This window comes from Brevundimonas sp. (genome assembly GCF_035999125.1).
Taxonomy (GTDB): domain Bacteria; phylum Pseudomonadota; class Alphaproteobacteria; order Caulobacterales; family Caulobacteraceae; genus Brevundimonas.
The window spans coordinates 22424-38397 of sequence record NZ_DASYGX010000009.1; the positions used below are offsets into that span (position 1 = coordinate 22424).

Here is a 15974-nt window from a genome sequence, read left to right on the forward strand (position 1 = left end):
ACCCTCTCCCGGCGGGAGAGGGCTTGAGGCTCGCAGAGCGCAGCGATGCGCCAGCCGAAAGGGTGAGGGGTTACGGCGTCCGCACGTCGCACCCGTCGTCGCGACGCGATGCGTTTCTCCTCCACCCCTCACCCTTTCGCGCAAGGACGACGGCTGCGCCGCCGTGCGCTCAAGCCCTCTCCCGCTGGGAGAGGGAAAGCTTGAGACGCCCCAGCGCCCATTGAGCGGCGTCGGCGACGACGGGGTCGGGGTCCGCGACCAGCGCGCGCACAGGCTCCATCAGCGCCGCGTCGCCGCTGTTGCCGGCGGCGTAGAGCGTGTTGCGGACGAAGCGGTCGCGGCCGATGCGCTTGATCGGGCTTTTGGAAAACAGGGCGCGGAAGGCGGCGTCGTCGAGCACCAGAAGATCGGCGAGGCGGGGCGATGTGAGCCCGGGCCGGGGGCGCAGGCGCATTTCCGAAGCGGCGGCGGCGAACTTGTTCCACGGGCAGACGGCCAGACAGTCGTCGCAGCCGTAGATGCGCGAGCCGGTGGCCACCCGGAACGCCTCCGGCCAGGGCCCGGCGAACTCGATGGTCAGGTAGGAGAGGCAACGCCGGGCGTCGAGCTGGAACGGCGCGGGGAAGGCGTTCGTCGGGCAGGCGTCGAGGCAGGCGGTGCAGGTGCCGCAGTGTTCCGCCTCGGGCGGATCCGGCTCGATCTCGGCGGCCGTCAGGATCACGCCCAGGAACAGCCAGTTGCCATGGTCGCGGCTGAGCAGATTGGTGTGCTTGCCCTGCCAGCCCAGGCCGGCGCGCTGCGCCAGGGGCTTTTCCATCAGGGGGGCGGTGTCGACGAAGACCTTCACGTCCTGACCGGTGCGCGCCGCGACCTGGCCGGCCAGCGTCTTGAGCCGGCCCTTGATCACCTCGTGATAGTCGTCGCCGCGCGCATAGACCGAGACATAGCCGACCGAGCGGTCGGCCATTTCCGGCAGGGGATCGGCGTCGGGTCCGTAGTTGAGGCCCAGCACGATCGCGGTGCGCGCTCCGTCCCACATGGCGGTGGGGTGGGCGCGCCGCGGCAGCGTCGTCTCCATCCAGCCCATGTCGCCGTGGCGGCCCGCCTCCACGAAGTGCGCCAGTCGCTCGCCCGCCGACCACGGCGCGGCGGCCGAGGCGAAGCGGCAGGCGTCGAAGCCCAGCGCGGTCGCGCGGTCGCGGATGAGGGCGCGCAGGTCGGCCATGGGGGGTGTCTCTCACACCACCGAGCCCCGCGAAAGCGATTGGAGCGCGGACGTCCACGTCCGCGTCTTTGCGGCGTTCGCGGACCTGGAGGTCCGCGCTCCCTTTAGAAATCCAGGTCCGCGTAGTGGGGGGCCGCTTGCAGACCCGGCAGGCGGTCGGTCAGCAGGGGGCGGAACGACGGGCGGGACTTGATGCGCATGTACCAGGTCTTCAGCGCCGGCCAGGCGGTCCAGGAGACCTCGCCGAAGAAGTCGAGCACCGACAGGTGGGCGGCCGCGATCAGGTCGGCCTGGGACAGGCGGCGGCCGGCCAGGCAGTCCCGCTGGGCCAGCAGGTTCTCCAGCTCTGAGAGGTGGCCTTTCAGGTTGTCGCGCCCCTCGCGCAGGGCGCGGGCCTCGGGCGGGCCGAGCCGCAGCAGCGGCTTCTCCAGCCGTTCGTGCAGCAGGACGGCGTCGACCTCGTCGTTGAAGCGGCGGGCGAACCACTGGACCAGGCGCCGCGTCTCGGCGCGCTCGACCGGATCGGCGGGCAGAAGGAAGGGGGCGCCGGCGCGGTCTTCCAGCCAGCCCAGCAGCGCGGGCAGCTCGCACAGGGTCAGGGGGCGCTCTCGTTCGCTGGTGACGAAGACGGGCGGCATGCCGGACGGGTTCAGCCCGCGCAGGACGCAATCCGGCTCCCAAGGGCGGACGGGGTTCTCCTCGAAGGCGGCCTTGGCCTCGCCCAGCGCCAGGCGCGCCGTGCGCGAGGCGGGGTCGAAGGCGAAGTGGTGCAGGACGCCGAGGCTCATCCGGCGAGCCATGGCATGGGGCCGTTAAGGCCGCGTTTACCGCGTGCGCAACCTGTCCACCCCGCCCCACAGCAGCCACAGCGCGATGATGGCGCCGGCCGCCGCGTCCAGCCCCGGCGAGCCCAGGAAGGCGGCGCCCGCCAGGCCGATGACGGCGACCAGAACGACCGACGGATCGGCCACGGCTTCCGGGTCCGCCCGTCCCGGCGCGCGGCGCAGGCCGGGCAGCGAGGTCGCCGCCAGCGCCAGGGCCGAGGCGACCACGAGGGCCACCACCCCGACGTCGCCGGCGGTCAGGGTCTGGGGCCCGAGCATGCGGGCCAGGGACGCCGCGCCCAGCAGGCCCGACGCCGCCAGCGCCATGCCGGCCAGGAAGGCGTCGGCCCCCTGCCCGTCTCCCGAGCGGCGCTTGCCCAGCAGGCCGACGAAGCCGGCGAGGTGAAGCGCGCCGGCGATCAGGGCCCCGGCCGCGCCCAGCGAGCCGGTGGCCGCAAGCGCGAACGCCTCCAGCGCCACGATCAGCACGGCGACCAGCGCGACGGCGGGGCGCAGGCGGGCGGCGGGATCGGGGGCGACGTCGGCGGTCATGACCCGCTTCTGACGCAGGTCACCTGCGGTTCCAAGGGGGCTCTGCGCCGCGTTTCAGCCGGCATTAGGGATAATGTCACGAAACCCCGTCATGCCGTTCCGGCGCGGGGCGCGCGCGGCGGAGACGCCATGGACGGCGAAGGACGCTGGATCGGACGGCGCGAGGCGCTGGAGCGGCTGGGGGTCAAGACCCAGACGCTGTACGCCTATGTCAGCCGCGGGCGGATCACGGCGCGTCCGGACCCCGGCGATCCCCGGCGCAGCCTGTACGCCGTGCGAGACATCGAGCGCCTGATCCGCGGCGAGGGGCCCGCCGAGGCGCCGCCCGAGCGGGCCGCGGCGCGGGGCGAGGCGGAACTGCTGTCCGGTCTGAGCACGCTGTCGGGCGGGCGGCTGTACTATCGCGGCATGGACGCGGCGGAGCTGGCCCAGCAGGCCACGCTGGAGGACGTCGCGCGCCGCCTGTGGGACGTGGAACCCAACCCGTTCGTCGATTTGAAGCCCCGCGTGGACCTGTTCACCGCCGGGTCGATCCGGTCGCGGGTGTTCGCCACCCTGGCGCGGCGGGCGGGCGAGGCGCCGTCGGGCGACGGCATGGACGAGGCGGCGCGCGTGTCGGACGCGGCGGCGGCGCTGAATGAGGTGGTGGACGCGGCCTCGGGCCCCGGCCCGCGCTCGCACTTTCATCAGAGGCTGGCGCGCGGCTGGAAGATGGTGGAGCGCGACGCGCACCTGCTGCGGCGCGCCCTGGTGCTGTGCGCCGACGGACGGATGAGCGCGGCGGTGCTGGCCACGCGGACCGCGGCGGCGGGCGGCGCCTCCATGGCGGGGGCGGCGCTGGCCGGGCTGACGACGTTGGCGGCGTCGGGCCTGGTGCAGAGGACGCAGGCGGCGGTGCTGGAGGTGATCGACGCGCGGCGCGATCCGAACTTCATGCCGCCTCCGGTCGCGGCCGACGCGGACTGGCCCGGCGGCGACCCGCGCGGCCCCGCCCTGCTGGCTGCCCTGGCGGCGACGGGCGAAGCGGCCCGGGTGCGGCAGAGGTTCGAGGCGGCGGGCCGGCACGTGGATCTCGCGCTGGCGCTGGCGCTGGTCACGCGGTCGCTGGAGTTGCCGCGCGAGGCGGCGGTCGACCTGATCCTGATCGGCCGGCTGGCGGGTCTTCTGGGCCATGCGCTGGATCAGCGGCGATCGGGCTCGCCCATCCGGGCGCGACTGCGCTATGTGGGGCCCGAACCCGGCGCGCGCTGAGCGACGGCGGGACGGTTCCGAGCGTTTGGGGGTTTCATGGCGGACTGGCTGGCGGCGATCCTTCTCGGCCTGATCGAGGGGCTGACCGAGTTCATTCCGGTGTCGTCGACCGGCCACCTGCTGCTGCTGCGCGAGGCGCTGGGGCTGCAGGGCCAGAACTGGAACACCTTCGTGGTGATGATCCAGCTGGGCGCGATCCTGGCGGTGATCAGCGTCTATTTCGCCAAGCTGTGGAAGGTGCTGATCGGCCTGCCGACCAGTCCGGAGGCCCGACATTTCGCCATCAGCGTGCTGATCGCCTTCCTGCCGTCGCTGTTCGCCGGGGTGTTCCTGTACGACTTCATCACCCGCGTGCTGTTCGAGACGCCGCAGGTGATCTGCATCATGCTGATCGTGGGCGGCTTCCTGCTGATCGCGGTGGAGCGGTTCGCGCCCCAGCCCCAGCATTTCGACGCGATGAAGCTGACGTGGAAGACGTCGCTGCTGATCGGCCTGTTCCAGTGTCTGGCGCTGGTCCCGGGCGTGTCGCGGTCGGGGGCGACGATCTCCGGTTCCATCCTTCTGAAGCTGGAGAAGCCGGCGGCGGCGGAGTTCAGCTTCTTCCTGGCCATCCCGACCATGGTCGGCGCCTTCGCCTATGCGCTGATGAAGGAGTACGAGACGATGGATTTCCAGGGTTTCGGCTGGGTGATCGGCGTCGGCTTCGTGACCGCCTTCCTGGCCGGGCTGGCGGTGGTGCGGTTCCTGGTGAACTTCGTCGGCCAATACGGCTTCACGCCCTTCGCCTTCTGGCGGATCGTGGTGGGAAGCGTCGGCCTGTTGGCGATCTGGCTGTACTGAAGAAAATAATATTGCTTGCGGCCGGCTCCCGGATCAGCAATATTATTCCATGAAGACGATCGTGTTTTCGAACCGAGCCGCCAGGGAGTTCGACGCTCTGCCGGTCCTCGTGCGACGGACGGTTTCCGACGCCCTCGACGCTTACGCGATCCATGGGAGAGGCGACGTCAAAGCGCTTCAGGGCCGGGACGGCTTTCGCCTGAGAGTCGGCCGATGGCGCGTCATCTTCGCGGAAGACGCGGTCACGGTCCTGGCGCTCACGATCGGTAAACGTGAAACGACGACGTACAGGAGGTGACCATGGTTCCCTTTCAAATCCTGCGAACCGATGGCGGCGATGAATTGGTCGTGCTGGCGCGCGCGGACTTCGACGCTCTCGTGGCCGAGGCGAACGGCGGCGATGAGGACGCGGCCGACGCCGCGGCCTTCGACGACGCTCTTGCCGACTATCATGCCGACATTCACGCCGGTCGCGCCGCGGTGCAGCCCGACGAGGTCGCCGCCCTGATGCTGAAGGGAGACCGCCGCCTCACCGCATGGCGACGATTCCGCGGCCTGACCCAAGTCGATCTGGCTCAAATGGCCGGGATCGGTCAGGGATTTTTGTCGCAGTTGGAGCAGGGTCGAAAGACCGGCTCACCCGAAACGCTGGAAAGCCTGGCTCAAGTTCTGGGAGCCCGCGTCGAACAGATCGCCTGACCGCATTCAGGCGTTCAAAACGTGGCCTTTTCCGCGAACTGGCCGCCCTTGCGGTAGCGCCAGAGGTAGGACGGCACGACGGCTTCCATCCCCGTGGGCTGGATGCCCAGGGTCGCCAGGGTCGCGGCGTCGTCGGCGACCACATTGTCCGTCTCCAGCGACAGAACCTGATCGCGGGTCAGCACCGGCGGAATGCCCAGGATCGCGCTGAACTGCGCCGCCGAGCCGATCATGCGGGCGACGGGGAACGGCAGAGGGGCCAGCAGCCGCGCGCGGCCCGTCTCGCGCAGCACCAGCTTCAGCACCTCCTCGAAGGTCAGGACCGCGGGACCGCCCAGCTCGAAGGTGCGGCCGGCCGGGGCCTCGTCGGTCACGCCGCGCGCGATCGCCTCGGCCACGTCGCCGACGTAGACGGGCTGGAACCGCGTCTTGCCGAAGCCGACCAGAGGCAGGGCGGGCGCGAACGTGGCCATCGCGGCGAAGCGGTTCAGGAAGCCGTCGCCCGGGCCGAAGACGATCGAGGGGCGCAGGATCATCGCGTCCGGGTAAACCGCGCGCACGGCCGCCTCGCCCCCGGCCTTGGACCGGGCGTACTCCGACTTGCCGTTCGCGTCGGCGCCGATGGCCGAAACCTGCACGAAGCGGGTCGCGCCCGCCGCCCGGGCCTGTTCGGCGATCGTGCGCGCCGCGTCGACGTGCATCGCCTGAAAGGTGCGCTTGCCCGATTCGAACAGGATGCCGATCAGGTTGACCACGGCGTGGGCCCCGCGGCAGACCTCGGCCACCTGGGCGGCGTCGGTGACGTCGCAGCGGACCAGCTGGATCTGGCCGGGGTCGCCCGCCGGCTTCAGCTCCACCGCCAGGTTGGGCTGGCGCACCGCCACCCGCACGCGCCAGCCGCGTTTGGCCAGGGCGCGTACGGCCTGGGTTCCGACGAAGCCCGAACCGCCGAAGACGGTGACGAGACCTTGCGTGGTCGCGACCATGCTGAAGCTCCGAGTGCGTCGGCCGGCGCACCTGCGCGCGGCGTTCGCGGGCGGGATAGACGACCCGCGCCCGACGGGCAACGCGACCCGTCGACCGACCGGGCAAAAAGGCCGTTGACCCGCACAATCCGCTGCCTTAAGGGTCCGCGCCTTCCGGACGGGAAGCCCACGCGGCGGCCCGGCCAGATGCCCAGGTGGCGGAATTGGTAGACGCGCTGGCTTCAGGTGCCAGTGACTGAAAGGTCGTGGAGGTTCGAGTCCTCTCCTGGGCACCAATTCTCTTCAAACGGCGTCGCGAGCGATCGCGACGCCGTTTTGAGTCCGGGCTTCCTCGGTCGCGCCGGCGGTGAGGGCGGCTGGTTCATCACCAAGGACACCAAGGAGACACGAAGGACACCAAGAAACCGAGCGCGATGCGCCGCAGGCGTCCGTCATTTCCGAACGACAAGGCGCTCCGCGCGAAGAAGGGCGCCGGCCCCTTCGTGTCCTTCGTGTCTCCTTGGTGTCCTTGGTGATGAACCGACCGGTCCCTCCCCCACGCGCAAAAGGCCGTGTAAGACACCGGACATGACCGTGCATTTTCATCAGGGCGATCTGCCCGACGGGCTGGAACTGGGCCCCATCGTCGCCGTGGATTCCGAGACCATGGGGCTGCGATACCGGCGCGACGCCCTGTGCGTGGTGCAGCTGTCGGCGGGCGACGGGGACGCGCACGTGGTGCGGCTGAACCGGCCGGCCTACGACTGTCCGAACCTGCGCCGGGTGCTGACCGATCCGGCGGCGCTGAAGATCTTCCACTACGGCCGCTTCGACGTGGCGATGTTCCAGCTGCATCTGGGGGTCGAGACCACGCCCCTGTTCTGCACCAAGATCGCGTCGAAGCTGGCGCGCACCTACACGGACCGGCACGGGTTGAAGGACGTGGTGCGCGAGCTGGCGGGCGTGGACCTGTCCAAGGCGCAGCAGTCCAGCGACTGGGGCGCCGATCAGTTGAGCCCCGAACAGCTGGCCTATGCCGCGTCCGACGTTCTGCACCTGCATGCGGTGCGCGAGCGCCTGATGGCCATGCTTGAGCGGGAGGGGCGGATGGACCTGGCCCAGGCCTGTTTCGACTTTCTGAACACGCGCGCCCGGCTGGATCTGGAAGGCTGGGACGAAATCGACGTCTTCGCCCACAGCTGATCCCGTGACCGACGCGCCCCCTCCCCTGCCCGACGACGACGGCCGCCTCGGCAGGGAGGCGGCGCGGTGGCGCGCGCGGTCGCAGCGGGTGCGGCTGCTGCGCCGCGTGCTGCCGATCCTGATCGTGATGCTGGCCGGCGGGGTGGTCGCCTGGGTCGCCCTGCGCACCGTCATCTCGGGCGCCGAGCGGGACGCCGAGACGCGCCAGGAGCAGGCGCTGGTCAACGCCGTCTTCCATGGCCAGGACGCCCAGGGGCGATCCTTCATGATCGGCGCCCAGGGCGCGACGCGCGACCCGACGACCGGGCGGTATCGTCTGATCGGCCCGGTGCTGCGGCTGAACCTGGGCGGGCGCAAGGTGACCGAGATGACCGCCGACGGCGGCGAGTACGACCAGGCGGCCAAGACGGTGACCATCGGCCCGAACGTGCGCATCGCCGACGGCGAGAGCGGCTTCACCCTGGTGACGCCCGAGGCGGTCATGGACACCGAGACCGGCACGGTGACCGGCGACAAGGGCATAGAGGGCACGGGCCCGCTTGGAACCATCAAGGCTTCGGCCTATGTGATCGAGGACCAGGGCGAGCGGATCCGCTTCCGCGGCCTGGGCGACCAGAAGGTGCGCGGGGTCATCAACCCCGCCGGATCGGATCGATGAGAATGAGCACGCGCAAGTCCTTGGGCGCTCTGGCCGCCGCCGTGGCGCTGACCCTGCCGGCCGCGGGCGGGGCGCAGGTCGCGCCGAGCTCGGCCGACGCGCCGATCTATTGGGGCGGGGACGAAGTCATCTACGAGGGCAGCATGCTGTCCTTGGTGGGCAGAGTTGAGCTCACTCAGGGCGAAAACCGGCTGCGAGCGGATCGGGTTTCGGGTTTGAACCAGTCCGGAGACAGCGTGATCCGCGCGACCGGGAATGTCTTCTTCGTCACGCCAGAGCAGACGATTCGGGGCGATGCGGCAACTTACACGACCGCGACGGCGACCTTGGTCGTCTCCGGAGATGTGATTTTAGCTCAGGGCCAGAACGTCGCGACCGGTTCGCGGCTCACGTACGATGTCCGCACGGAATCCGCGCGGCTGGAAGGCAGGCCGACTCCGAACGGCTCGCGCGTACAAGGCGTTTTCTACCCAGACGAGTAGACATTTTCTTCTCCTGCGTGCATGCTGGCTTCGGCAGCAGATACTGCCGATCGCGCAAGGAGCCTCCTATGCTGTCTGCGGTAATAGCATTGTCTTGGTCGCTGACATTCCAGCCCGTTCTCATCCAAGACCCCGATCTTCCTCCACCGTCCTGCCCGTCCGGCGAGACCTGCACGCCATACGATCCGTTCCCGCCTGGCCATCCCATGGACGAGAACACGGTCTGCATACGGGTGACGTCTGACAACAACCGCGTCATGTGCATCACCTATCCAGACGGCTGGGGTGACGGCGATCAGGACGAAGTCGACCCCTGACACTGGCGGGAGCGGACGGTTCTCGGTAGCTAGCTGGAAATGGCCCGCAAGGAACTGTCCGCCCTCAATCTGGAGCCCGAGGCCGCGCCCGACGCGGCGCCTGAGGCCGTGCGCGGGGCACGGGGTCTGAGGGTCGAGAACCTGGCCCGCAGCTTCGGCCCGCGGCAGGTGGTGCGCGACGTCTCGCTCAGCCTGGACCGCGGCGAGGTGGCCGGGCTGCTGGGGCCGAACGGCGCAGGCAAGACGACCTGCTTCTACATGATCACCGGCCTGATTCCGCCCGACAGCGGCCGCATCCTGCTGGACGGGCAGGACGTGACCGCCCAGCCGATGTACCAGCGCGCGCGCATGGGGCTGGGCTATCTGGCGCAGGAGGCCAGCATCTTCCGCGGCATGAGCGTGGAGGAGAACGTCCGCGCCGTCGTCGAACTTCACGAGGCCACGCCGGCGAGGATCCGCGAGGAGACCGACCGCCTGATGGAGGAGCTGGGCGTGTCTCACCTCGCCAAGGCCTCGGCCGCCGGCCTGTCGGGCGGCGAGCGACGCCGCGTGGAGATCGCGCGGTCGCTGGCGGGCAAGCCGGCCTTCATGCTGCTGGACGAACCCTTCGCCGGCATCGACCCCCTGGCCATCGCCGACATCCGCCAGGTCATCCGCTATCTGGCCGACCAGGGCATCGGCGTCCTGATCACCGACCACAACGTGCGCGAGACGCTGGACATCATCGATCGCGCCGCGATCATCTCGTCGGGGGCGGTGCTGTTCGAGGGCACGGCGGCCGAGGTGGTGAACGACCCGGAGGTGCGGCGCGTGTATCTGGGCGACAGCTATCGGTGATCGCCGCTTAGACCCCCGTTAACCGCTTCGGCGCAAACGTGGCCCCAGCAAGTTCCGGGCCATCCGGAGCCGGGGAGCGACGACGTGCTGGGTCAGAGGCTTGAGGTCAGGCAGGGGCAGGGGCTGGTCGTCACGCCCCAGCTGCAGCAGGCCATCAAGCTGCTGCAGCTGTCGAACCAGGAGCTGGAGGCCTTCGTCGAGGCGGAGCTGGAGCGCAATCCGCTGCTGCAGCGCGACGAGCCGGACGCGCCGGGCGAGGGCGAGGGCGCGCCCGTCGAGGCCGCCGCGTCGTCGGAAACCGAACTCAGCTTCGAGGACGGCCGGTCGTCCGCCGCCGACGAGGCCATGGACGTGCGCGCCGAGGACGGCTGGAACGACGCCTCGGAAACCGCCGCCGCGCCGACGGCCGAGGCCCAGGCCGGGCTGAACGACTGGAGCCGCGTCGGCGCCGGCGGCTCGGCCCCCGACGGGGAGCTGGAGCGGCCGGACACGCGCGAGGCCACCCTGTGGGAGCATCTGCAGACCCAGGCCTCGGCCGCGCGGCTGTCGCCGGCGGACCTGGCGATCGCCCACGTGCTGATCGACATGGTGGACGAGGGCGGATACCTGCGCGGCGAGCTGATGGAGGTCGCGGACCGGCTGGGCTGCGGACTGGACCGCGTCGAGGCTGTGCTGAGGGTCTGTCACGGCTTCGAGCCGACCGGGATCATGGCGCGGTCGGTGCCGGAGTGCCTGGGGCTGCAGCTGGCGGAGCGGAACCGGCTGGATCCGGCGATGCAGGCGCTTCTGGACAATCTTGACCTGTTGGCGAAGCGCGACCTTGCGGGCCTGAAGAAGGTCTGCGGGGTCGACGGCGAGGATCTGGCCGAGATGATCGGCGAGCTGAAGGCCCTGACGCCGCGCCCCGGCGCCGGCTTCGGCGGCGAGCCGGCCCAGACGGTGGTCGCCGACGTGATCGTGAAGCCGGACCCCGCAGGCGGCTGGCGCGTCGAGCTGAACGCCGACACCCTGCCCCGGCTGCTGGTCGACAAGCGCTATCACGGCGTGGTCGCGTCCGGCGCACGGTCGGATCAGGAGAAGACCTTCGTCGCCGAGTGCGCGGCCCAGGCCAGCTGGCTGGTGAAGTCGCTGGACCAGCGGGCCAGGACGATCCTGAAGGTGTCCAGCGAGATCGTGCGCCAGCAGGACGCGTTTCTGGCCTTCGGCGTGGAATGCCTGAGGCCGCTGAACCTGAAGACGGTCGCCGACGCCATCGGCATGCACGAATCGACCGTCAGCCGCGTGACCTCGAACAAATGGATCGCCACGCCGCGCGGCCTGTTCGAGCTGAAATTCTTCTTCACCGCCGCCATCGCCTCGGTCGACGGCCAGTCGACTCATTCCGCCGAGGCCGTCCGCCATCGGATCAAGTCGATGATCGAGGCCGAGGCGGCGGAAACCGACGTGCTGTCCGACGACGCCATCGTCGACATCCTGAAGGAAGCGGGCATCGACATCGCCCGGCGCACCGTGGCCAAGTATCGGGAAGCCCTTCGGATTCCTCCCTCGACCCAGCGGCGGCGGATGCTGCGGGCCGGGTGATCCCGGCGCCAAGCGTGACCACAAAAAAGTGAAGCCCGTTGACACCGAACGCGGTCGGTCGCGTTCTATGCCCATGCAAGTCCAAGTCAGCGGCAAGCACGTGGATGTCGGCGAAGCGTTAAGCTCGCGCATCTCCCAGGAACTCAACGACGGGGTCGGCAAATACTTCGAACGCGGCGGCCAGGACGCCGAGGTCGTGGTGTCCAAGGACGGTCCGGGATTCAAGGTCGATTGCTGGGTGCGTCTGGCGTCGGGCCAGACCCTGGTCACCACCGGCATGGGCGGCGACGCCCATGCGGCCTTCTCCGATTCGCTGGACAAGCTGGAGAAGCGGGTCCGGCGCTACAAGCGGCGTCTGAAGAACCACCACGCCGGACCGGCGGGCCTGTCTCCCGAGAAGACCGAGATGGCGGCCGCCACCGTGTTCCGCGCGCCCGAGACGGTGGAGGACGAGGACTTCGGCGACGCCGGCGCCCCCGGGAATGCGCCGGCCGGCATGGTCATCGCCGAGGGGCATTCGCCGATCAAGGTGATGACGGTCGGTCAGGCCGTGCTCGAACTGGACATGACCGGATACCCGGTTCTGATGTTCCGCAACGCCGGGCACGGCGGCGTGTCGGTGGTGTATCGACGACCCGACGGCAATGTGGGCTGGATCGATCCGGCACGCACGGGAACCAACGGCAAGGGCTGACCGAACGTCGATCGATCATAGGCCTTCTTTCGGCGCCGGATCGCGGGTAAAGCGGCCGCGCGCCAGACGACAGTACGCGTGAAGGGCGTTCGGGGATCATCATGGACATCGGCGCATTGCTGCCCGAGGGCGGCATCGTCCTGAAGAGCGGCGTGACCACCAAGCGTCAGGCGCTCCATGCGCTGGCCGACGCGGCGGCGCAGGCCTATGGCCTGGACGCGCAAGCCGTCTATGACGCCCTGAACGAGCGTGAGGCGCTGGGGTCGACCGCGCTGGGTTCGGGCGTGGCGGTGCCGCATGCGCGGATCGCCGGCATGGCCGGCGTAAGCGCTGTCTTCGTCAAACTGGACCAGCCGGTGGCCTTCGGGGCGCTGGACGACCGGCCCGTGGATCTGCTGCTGGGCCTGTTCGCCGCGCCGGAGGACGGCGCCGGGCATCTGCGAGCCTTGGCCGCAGCGTCGCGGGCGCTCCGGGGGTCGGACCTGCGCGATCACCTGCGCAAGGCGGAGAAGCCGGACGCCGTGCGCGCCCTGCTGATGCGGCAATCCCAGGCTCAGGCCGCCTGACGAACCGCCGCAGCGATCCGTCAGTGAACTGAGACGGGCTCCAACTCATGCGCCACGGCCGCCGCGAAGGCGGCTTCCCGGTCGATCAGAACGGCCAGACGTTCGCCGTCGGCGCTGTGGACCGCATACAGAATCTGGTCGGGGTCGATGTTCAACCCTTTGAGCGCCGCCTTGGGGGCATCGCCCAGAATTTCGGCGGCCGCCACCTCTCGCACATAGACCATGTCCGGCGCGCCGAGGTCGGCAAGGGCTTGTTTGGACAGCTGGGTCTGCATGGCGGGAATTCCCGTGGCTCCTTCAAGGGGTTCGAGCGATCGTCGCTCAGGCTTGAGATATCGGAATGCGGCGCACGGCGGGTCGTTCCTCCGGCCGCGCCAGATCGATGTGCAGCAGGCCATGCTCCAGACGCGCCTCCACGACCTCCAGCCCGTCCGCCAAGACGAAGGCGCGCGTGAAGCCGCGAGCCGCGATGCCGCGATGCAGATAGGCGCCCGGGTCGGCCTCCGCTCCCTCGCGCTTGCCGGCCACGGTCAGCTGGCGACCCTCGATCGTCACGGCCAAGTCGTCGGGCGTGAAGCCGGCCACGGCCAGGGTGATGCGGACGGCATGATCCCCCCGGGCCTCGACGTTGTAGGGAGGATAACCCTCGGCCGCAGCGCGCTGGGCGCGGTCGATCAGGGCGCGGGTGTGGTCGAAACCCAGCAGGAACGGGCTGTCGAACAGCAGGGTGCGGGTCGTCATCGTCATCGGCCCCCGAAGCAGGCGACGGCCTCAAGGCGCCCCATGGAGGCGACGCCCGGCCGGACGCTCAGATGGGGCCGCGGGCGCCCGGCTTCAACCGCCCCGGAACCGCGCGTCCATCGACCAGCGCCCGGGTCCGCCCGTGGCCAGGATCAGGCCCGCCAGAACGCACATCATCGGCCCGAAAACTTCCCGCGCGACGGCTTCGCCCGGCGCCTCCAGCCCCGTCGCCAGCAGGACGACCGCGACGGCGAAGTTGACGGCCAGCAGCAGTCCCGCCCAGCGCGTCAGAAAGCCGGGGACGAGCAGAATCCCGACCAGCAGTTGAGCATAGACGGAGACCGGCGCGGCCACGGCGGGCAGCGGGCAGTTCAACCCCGCGAGAAAAGCCTGAAACTCGGCCATGCGCGCGGCGGAGGTGACGTTGTCCCACACGCCCCAGATCAAAAAGCCGCCGAGATAGAGGCGCAGCAGCAACACCGCCTCGTCGGCGAAACGGCTGAAGAGAACGTGATCCGATCGGGGGTTGCGCATCGTCGGCGTCTCGCGTCGGAGTGGGGCGTGGGGCCCCTTGCCCCATCCCCCTTCGGAGTTCCCAGTCATGCGTGCGGTGGTCCTGGCGTCAATCCTTCTTCTGGGGGCCGCATCCCCCGCCTTGGTGCAGGCGCAGACGCCGCAGGACGCGACGGCCCAGTATCGTGACGTGAAGGCGCGCGCGGAGGCCGGCGACGCCGAAGCGCAGTGGAACCTCGGCATGATGCTTCTGAACGGCGAGGGAACGACACGGAACGAGCGCGAAGCCTGGCGCTGGGTGCGGGCGTCGGGCGACGCGGGCTATGAGAACGGCATGATCTCCACCGCCGTCATGCTGGCCCTGGGTCAGGGCACGACCAAGGACGAGTCACAGGCGCGGGATTGGTATCGCCGAGCGGCGGAGACGCATGACTCGGCCCATGCCCTGCGCGGCTACGCCGGCATGTTGCTGACGGGTCAGGGCGGCCCGCAGGAGGTGGAGCGCGGTCTGGCCTATCTGGAACTGGCCGGCGAGGGCGGAGACGAGAACGCGCTGCGCATTCTGGAGGCCATCGCCCCGCAAGTCGCCGGCCGGGTGGATCGCGCCCGTCTGGACGCCTACAAGACCGAGTGGGTGGCGGCGCACGGCCGGCCCGACTGAGGCCGCGCATCGCGTCTGAGCGACCTTGGAAATGCCGGGATGGTGGGGCAGAAGACGCATTCTCGCCGCTTGTCGGAGCGTCCTATGTCCCGCCTGATTCCCCTGTCCGTCGTGACCGCGGCGGCCGTCGTGGCGATGGCGACCGGACAGGCGGGCGCGCATGCCGGCCTGGCCTCGGCCACGCCCGCGCCGAACGCCGTCGTCGCGCCGACCCGGACGGTCAGCTTGACCTTCAGCGGCCGGATCGTGGCGAACTTCTCCAGCTTCGACGTCACCGACGCGGCGGGAAACAAGGCCGTCGTCACCGTGGCCCACGCGCGCGACGGCAAGACCATGACCGGGACCCTGGCCCGACCGCTGGCGCGGGGCCTGCACCGGGTCGACTGGCGCATCGCCTCGATCGACGGCCACCGCATGACCGGGGCCTACGTCTTCACCGTGCGGTGAGATGGAAGAACCCATCGTCGCCGGCCTGAGGCTGGTCCAGTACGTCGGCGTGGCCCTGCTGCTGGGGGCGCCGCTCTTCCTGGCCGGCGCGGGGCGCGATCTGCCGTCCCGGTACTGGGCACGGCCGCTGACGATCGCGGCAGCGGGCCTCACAGCGCTGGGCGCGGCCGGCGCCCTGACGGCCCAGACGGCGGTCATGGCGGGATCATGGAGCGAGGCCCTCAAGCCCGGTTCCTTAAGTCTGGTCGCGTTTCAGACGCCCTTCGGCCTGTCGATGGTGACGCGTGCGGGGGCGGCGCTGACGGCTTTGGCGGCCCTCGCCCTGCTGAAGACCGGGCGGACAGCCTGGACCGCGTCGATCGTCGCCGGTCTGGTCGCGGCCGGCAGCTTCGCGTGGAGCGGCCACGCCGGCTCGACGGAGGGGGCGGGCGCGCGGCTGCACCTCGCGGCCGACGTCCTGCATGCGGTCGCGGCGGCGGTCTGGCTGGGCGCCTTGGCCGCGCTGACCCTGACCTGTCTCGACCGGGGTGCGGCCCAAAGCCGCGAAACCGCGCGGGCGTTCGCCCGCTTTTCCGGCGTCGGCATTTCGGCGGTCGTCGCGCTGGCGGCGACGGGACTTGTGAACTCGGCCTTCCTCGTCGGGCCGGAGAAGATCGGCGAGCTGGGCGACGGCCTGTACGGCCGACTGCTGCTTTTCAAGCTGACGTTGTTCGCCGCCATGCTGGCGCTGGCCTGGAGCAACCGGACCCGGCTTACCCCGGCACTGGCGGCCGCCGGCCCGGCCGAGGCGGAGGCCGCCCTCGCGCGGCTACGGGCCAGCGTGCTGGTGGAGACCGCTCTGGGCCTGGCCGTGCTGGCGGTGGTCGCCGTGATGGGCGTCGAGGCGCCGCCCGGGCTGATGTGACGGTGGAAGGACGC

21 protein-coding genes and 1 tRNA gene are annotated in these 15974 nt (G+C 70.3%); 15 read left to right on the top strand and 7 right to left on the bottom strand.

What is annotated here, in order from left to right:
* Window positions 1-169: 169 nt before the first annotated feature.
* The 3 genes from queG to VGN45_RS08695 form a co-directional block, all read right to left on the bottom strand.
* Window positions 170-1225 carry a tRNA epoxyqueuosine(34) reductase QueG gene (gene queG / locus VGN45_RS08685; protein WP_327461452.1) on the bottom strand — a complete coding sequence of 352 codons (1056 nt, stop codon included), beginning with the start codon at window positions 1223-1225 and terminating at the stop codon, window positions 170-172.
* A gap of 104 nt (window positions 1226-1329) precedes the next feature.
* Window positions 1330-2013 (bottom strand): glutathione S-transferase family protein, encoded by a 684-nt coding sequence (locus tag VGN45_RS08690; protein WP_327461454.1) that lies wholly within the window; start codon window positions 2011-2013, stop codon window positions 1330-1332.
* 36 nt (window positions 2014-2049) lie between these two features.
* Window positions 2050-2601 carry a hypothetical protein gene (locus VGN45_RS08695; protein WP_327461456.1) on the bottom strand — a complete coding sequence of 184 codons (552 nt, stop codon included), beginning with the start codon at window positions 2599-2601 and terminating at the stop codon, window positions 2050-2052.
* Between the two features lie 129 nt (window positions 2602-2730).
* On the opposite strand from VGN45_RS08695, the gene VGN45_RS08700 reads away from it, so the two are divergent.
* From VGN45_RS08700 to VGN45_RS08715, 4 genes are read left to right on the top strand one after another with little or no spacing between them, the layout of a single operon-like run.
* Window positions 2731-3852: a citrate synthase gene (locus VGN45_RS08700; protein WP_327461458.1), complete on the top strand. Its 1122-nt coding sequence runs from the start codon at window positions 2731-2733 to the stop codon at window positions 3850-3852.
* A 36-nt stretch (window positions 3853-3888) separates the two neighbouring features.
* Window positions 3889-4692, top strand: a complete 804-nt coding sequence (locus tag VGN45_RS08705) for an undecaprenyl-diphosphate phosphatase (RefSeq protein ID WP_327461460.1) — start codon at window positions 3889-3891, stop codon at window positions 4690-4692.
* A 49-nt stretch (window positions 4693-4741) separates the two neighbouring features.
* A complete protein-coding gene (locus VGN45_RS08710) occupies window positions 4742-4990 on the top strand; it encodes a hypothetical protein (protein WP_327461462.1) in 249 nt (82 codons plus the stop codon).
* Between the two features lie 2 nt (window positions 4991-4992).
* The gene (locus VGN45_RS08715; protein ID WP_327461464.1) at window positions 4993-5391 is read left to right on the top strand and encodes a helix-turn-helix transcriptional regulator; all 399 of its coding nucleotides are present in this window, start codon (window positions 4993-4995) and stop codon (window positions 5389-5391) included.
* A 14-nt stretch (window positions 5392-5405) separates the two neighbouring features.
* Here VGN45_RS08715 and VGN45_RS08720 read toward each other — a convergent pair whose 3' ends face one another.
* Window positions 5406-6377 (bottom strand): complex I NDUFA9 subunit family protein, encoded by a 972-nt coding sequence (locus VGN45_RS08720; RefSeq protein ID WP_327461466.1) that lies wholly within the window; start codon window positions 6375-6377, stop codon window positions 5406-5408.
* A 188-nt stretch (window positions 6378-6565) separates the two neighbouring features.
* Here VGN45_RS08720 and VGN45_RS08725 point away from each other — a divergent pair.
* The 8 genes from VGN45_RS08725 to VGN45_RS08760 all read left to right on the top strand — a co-directional run bounded on the left by VGN45_RS08725 (window position 6566) and on the right by VGN45_RS08760 (window position 12694).
* Window positions 6566-6652, top strand: a tRNA-Leu gene (locus VGN45_RS08725).
* A 292-nt stretch (window positions 6653-6944) separates the two neighbouring features.
* On the top strand, window positions 6945-7559 hold the full coding sequence (locus VGN45_RS08730; RefSeq protein ID WP_327461468.1) for a ribonuclease D: 615 nt from the start codon (window positions 6945-6947) through the stop codon (window positions 7557-7559).
* A gap of 4 nt (window positions 7560-7563) precedes the next feature.
* Window positions 7564-8217 carry an LPS export ABC transporter periplasmic protein LptC gene (lptC, locus tag VGN45_RS08735; protein WP_327461470.1) on the top strand — a complete coding sequence of 218 codons (654 nt, stop codon included), beginning with the start codon at window positions 7564-7566 and terminating at the stop codon, window positions 8215-8217.
* Between the two features lie 2 nt (window positions 8218-8219).
* A complete protein-coding gene (locus tag VGN45_RS08740) occupies window positions 8220-8699 on the top strand; it encodes an LptA/OstA family protein (protein WP_327461472.1) in 480 nt (159 codons plus the stop codon).
* Window positions 8700-9055: 356 nt separating this feature from the next.
* Entirely contained in the window at window positions 9056-9853 is a 798-nt protein-coding gene (lptB, locus tag VGN45_RS08745) for an LPS export ABC transporter ATP-binding protein (RefSeq protein ID WP_327461474.1), read from the top strand.
* Between the two features lie 84 nt (window positions 9854-9937).
* Complete coding sequence (gene rpoN / locus VGN45_RS08750) at window positions 9938-11434, top strand: RNA polymerase factor sigma-54 (protein WP_327461476.1); 1497 nt, start codon at window positions 9938-9940, stop codon at window positions 11432-11434.
* Window positions 11435-11507: 73 nt separating this feature from the next.
* Window positions 11508-12128: a ribosome hibernation-promoting factor, HPF/YfiA family gene (gene hpf / locus VGN45_RS08755; RefSeq protein WP_327461478.1), complete on the top strand. Its 621-nt coding sequence runs from the start codon at window positions 11508-11510 to the stop codon at window positions 12126-12128.
* A 101-nt stretch (window positions 12129-12229) separates the two neighbouring features.
* Entirely contained in the window at window positions 12230-12694 is a 465-nt protein-coding gene (locus VGN45_RS08760; RefSeq protein ID WP_327461480.1) for a PTS sugar transporter subunit IIA, read from the top strand.
* Between the two features lie 20 nt (window positions 12695-12714).
* Here VGN45_RS08760 and VGN45_RS08765 read toward each other — a convergent pair whose 3' ends face one another.
* From VGN45_RS08765 to VGN45_RS08775, 3 genes are all read right to left on the bottom strand, one after another.
* Complete coding sequence (locus tag VGN45_RS08765) at window positions 12715-12969, bottom strand: DUF1150 family protein (RefSeq protein WP_327461482.1); 255 nt, start codon at window positions 12967-12969, stop codon at window positions 12715-12717.
* Window positions 12970-13015: 46 nt separating this feature from the next.
* Window positions 13016-13435, bottom strand: coding sequence for an Hsp20 family protein (locus tag VGN45_RS08770; RefSeq protein WP_327461484.1), 420 nt, complete (start codon window positions 13433-13435; stop codon window positions 13016-13018).
* A gap of 93 nt (window positions 13436-13528) precedes the next feature.
* Window positions 13529-13969, bottom strand: coding sequence for a DoxX family protein (locus tag VGN45_RS08775; RefSeq protein ID WP_327461486.1), 441 nt, complete (start codon window positions 13967-13969; stop codon window positions 13529-13531).
* 67 nt (window positions 13970-14036) lie between these two features.
* On the opposite strand from VGN45_RS08775, the gene VGN45_RS08780 reads away from it, so the two are divergent.
* The 3 genes from VGN45_RS08780 (at window position 14037) to copD (ending at window position 15960) form a co-directional block, all read left to right on the top strand.
* Window positions 14037-14609: a tetratricopeptide repeat protein gene (locus tag VGN45_RS08780; protein ID WP_327461488.1), complete on the top strand. Its 573-nt coding sequence runs from the start codon at window positions 14037-14039 to the stop codon at window positions 14607-14609.
* Between the two features lie 84 nt (window positions 14610-14693).
* Complete coding sequence (gene copC / locus VGN45_RS08785) at window positions 14694-15056, top strand: copper homeostasis periplasmic binding protein CopC (protein WP_327461490.1); 363 nt, start codon at window positions 14694-14696, stop codon at window positions 15054-15056.
* Between the two features lies 1 nt (window position 15057).
* Complete coding sequence (copD, locus tag VGN45_RS08790) at window positions 15058-15960, top strand: copper homeostasis membrane protein CopD (protein WP_327461492.1); 903 nt, start codon at window positions 15058-15060, stop codon at window positions 15958-15960.
* Window positions 15961-15974: the final 14 nt, after the last annotated feature.

Coding starts and splice junctions, on each gene's coding strand:
- hpf (WP_327461478.1), top strand. CDS start 11,508: ATGCAAGTCCAAGTCAGCGGCAAGCACGTGGATGTCGGCGAAGCGTTA.
- VGN45_RS08775 (WP_327461486.1), bottom strand. CDS start 13,969: ATGCGCAACCCCCGATCGGATCACGTTCTCTTCAGCCGTTTCGCCGAC.
- VGN45_RS08690 (WP_327461454.1), bottom strand. CDS start 2,013: ATGAGCCTCGGCGTCCTGCACCACTTCGCCTTCGACCCCGCCTCGCGC.
- VGN45_RS08715 (WP_327461464.1), top strand. CDS start 4,993: ATGGTTCCCTTTCAAATCCTGCGAACCGATGGCGGCGATGAATTGGTC.
- VGN45_RS08765 (WP_327461482.1), bottom strand. CDS start 12,969: ATGCAGACCCAGCTGTCCAAACAAGCCCTTGCCGACCTCGGCGCGCCG.
- VGN45_RS08740 (WP_327461472.1), top strand. CDS start 8,220: ATGAGCACGCGCAAGTCCTTGGGCGCTCTGGCCGCCGCCGTGGCGCTG.
- VGN45_RS08695 (WP_327461456.1), bottom strand. CDS start 2,601: ATGACCGCCGACGTCGCCCCCGATCCCGCCGCCCGCCTGCGCCCCGCC.
- copD (WP_327461492.1), top strand. CDS start 15,058: ATGGAAGAACCCATCGTCGCCGGCCTGAGGCTGGTCCAGTACGTCGGC.
- VGN45_RS08760 (WP_327461480.1), top strand. CDS start 12,230: ATGGACATCGGCGCATTGCTGCCCGAGGGCGGCATCGTCCTGAAGAGC.
- VGN45_RS08770 (WP_327461484.1), bottom strand. CDS start 13,435: ATGACGACCCGCACCCTGCTGTTCGACAGCCCGTTCCTGCTGGGTTTC.
- VGN45_RS08705 (WP_327461460.1), top strand. CDS start 3,889: ATGGCGGACTGGCTGGCGGCGATCCTTCTCGGCCTGATCGAGGGGCTG.
- VGN45_RS08730 (WP_327461468.1), top strand. CDS start 6,945: ATGACCGTGCATTTTCATCAGGGCGATCTGCCCGACGGGCTGGAACTG.
- VGN45_RS08720 (WP_327461466.1), bottom strand. CDS start 6,377: ATGGTCGCGACCACGCAAGGTCTCGTCACCGTCTTCGGCGGTTCGGGC.
- VGN45_RS08700 (WP_327461458.1), top strand. CDS start 2,731: ATGGACGGCGAAGGACGCTGGATCGGACGGCGCGAGGCGCTGGAGCGG.
- queG (WP_327461452.1), bottom strand. CDS start 1,225: ATGGCCGACCTGCGCGCCCTCATCCGCGACCGCGCGACCGCGCTGGGC.
- lptB (WP_327461474.1), top strand. CDS start 9,056: ATGGCCCGCAAGGAACTGTCCGCCCTCAATCTGGAGCCCGAGGCCGCG.
- copC (WP_327461490.1), top strand. CDS start 14,694: ATGTCCCGCCTGATTCCCCTGTCCGTCGTGACCGCGGCGGCCGTCGTG.
- VGN45_RS08710 (WP_327461462.1), top strand. CDS start 4,742: ATGAAGACGATCGTGTTTTCGAACCGAGCCGCCAGGGAGTTCGACGCT.
- VGN45_RS08780 (WP_327461488.1), top strand. CDS start 14,037: ATGCGTGCGGTGGTCCTGGCGTCAATCCTTCTTCTGGGGGCCGCATCC.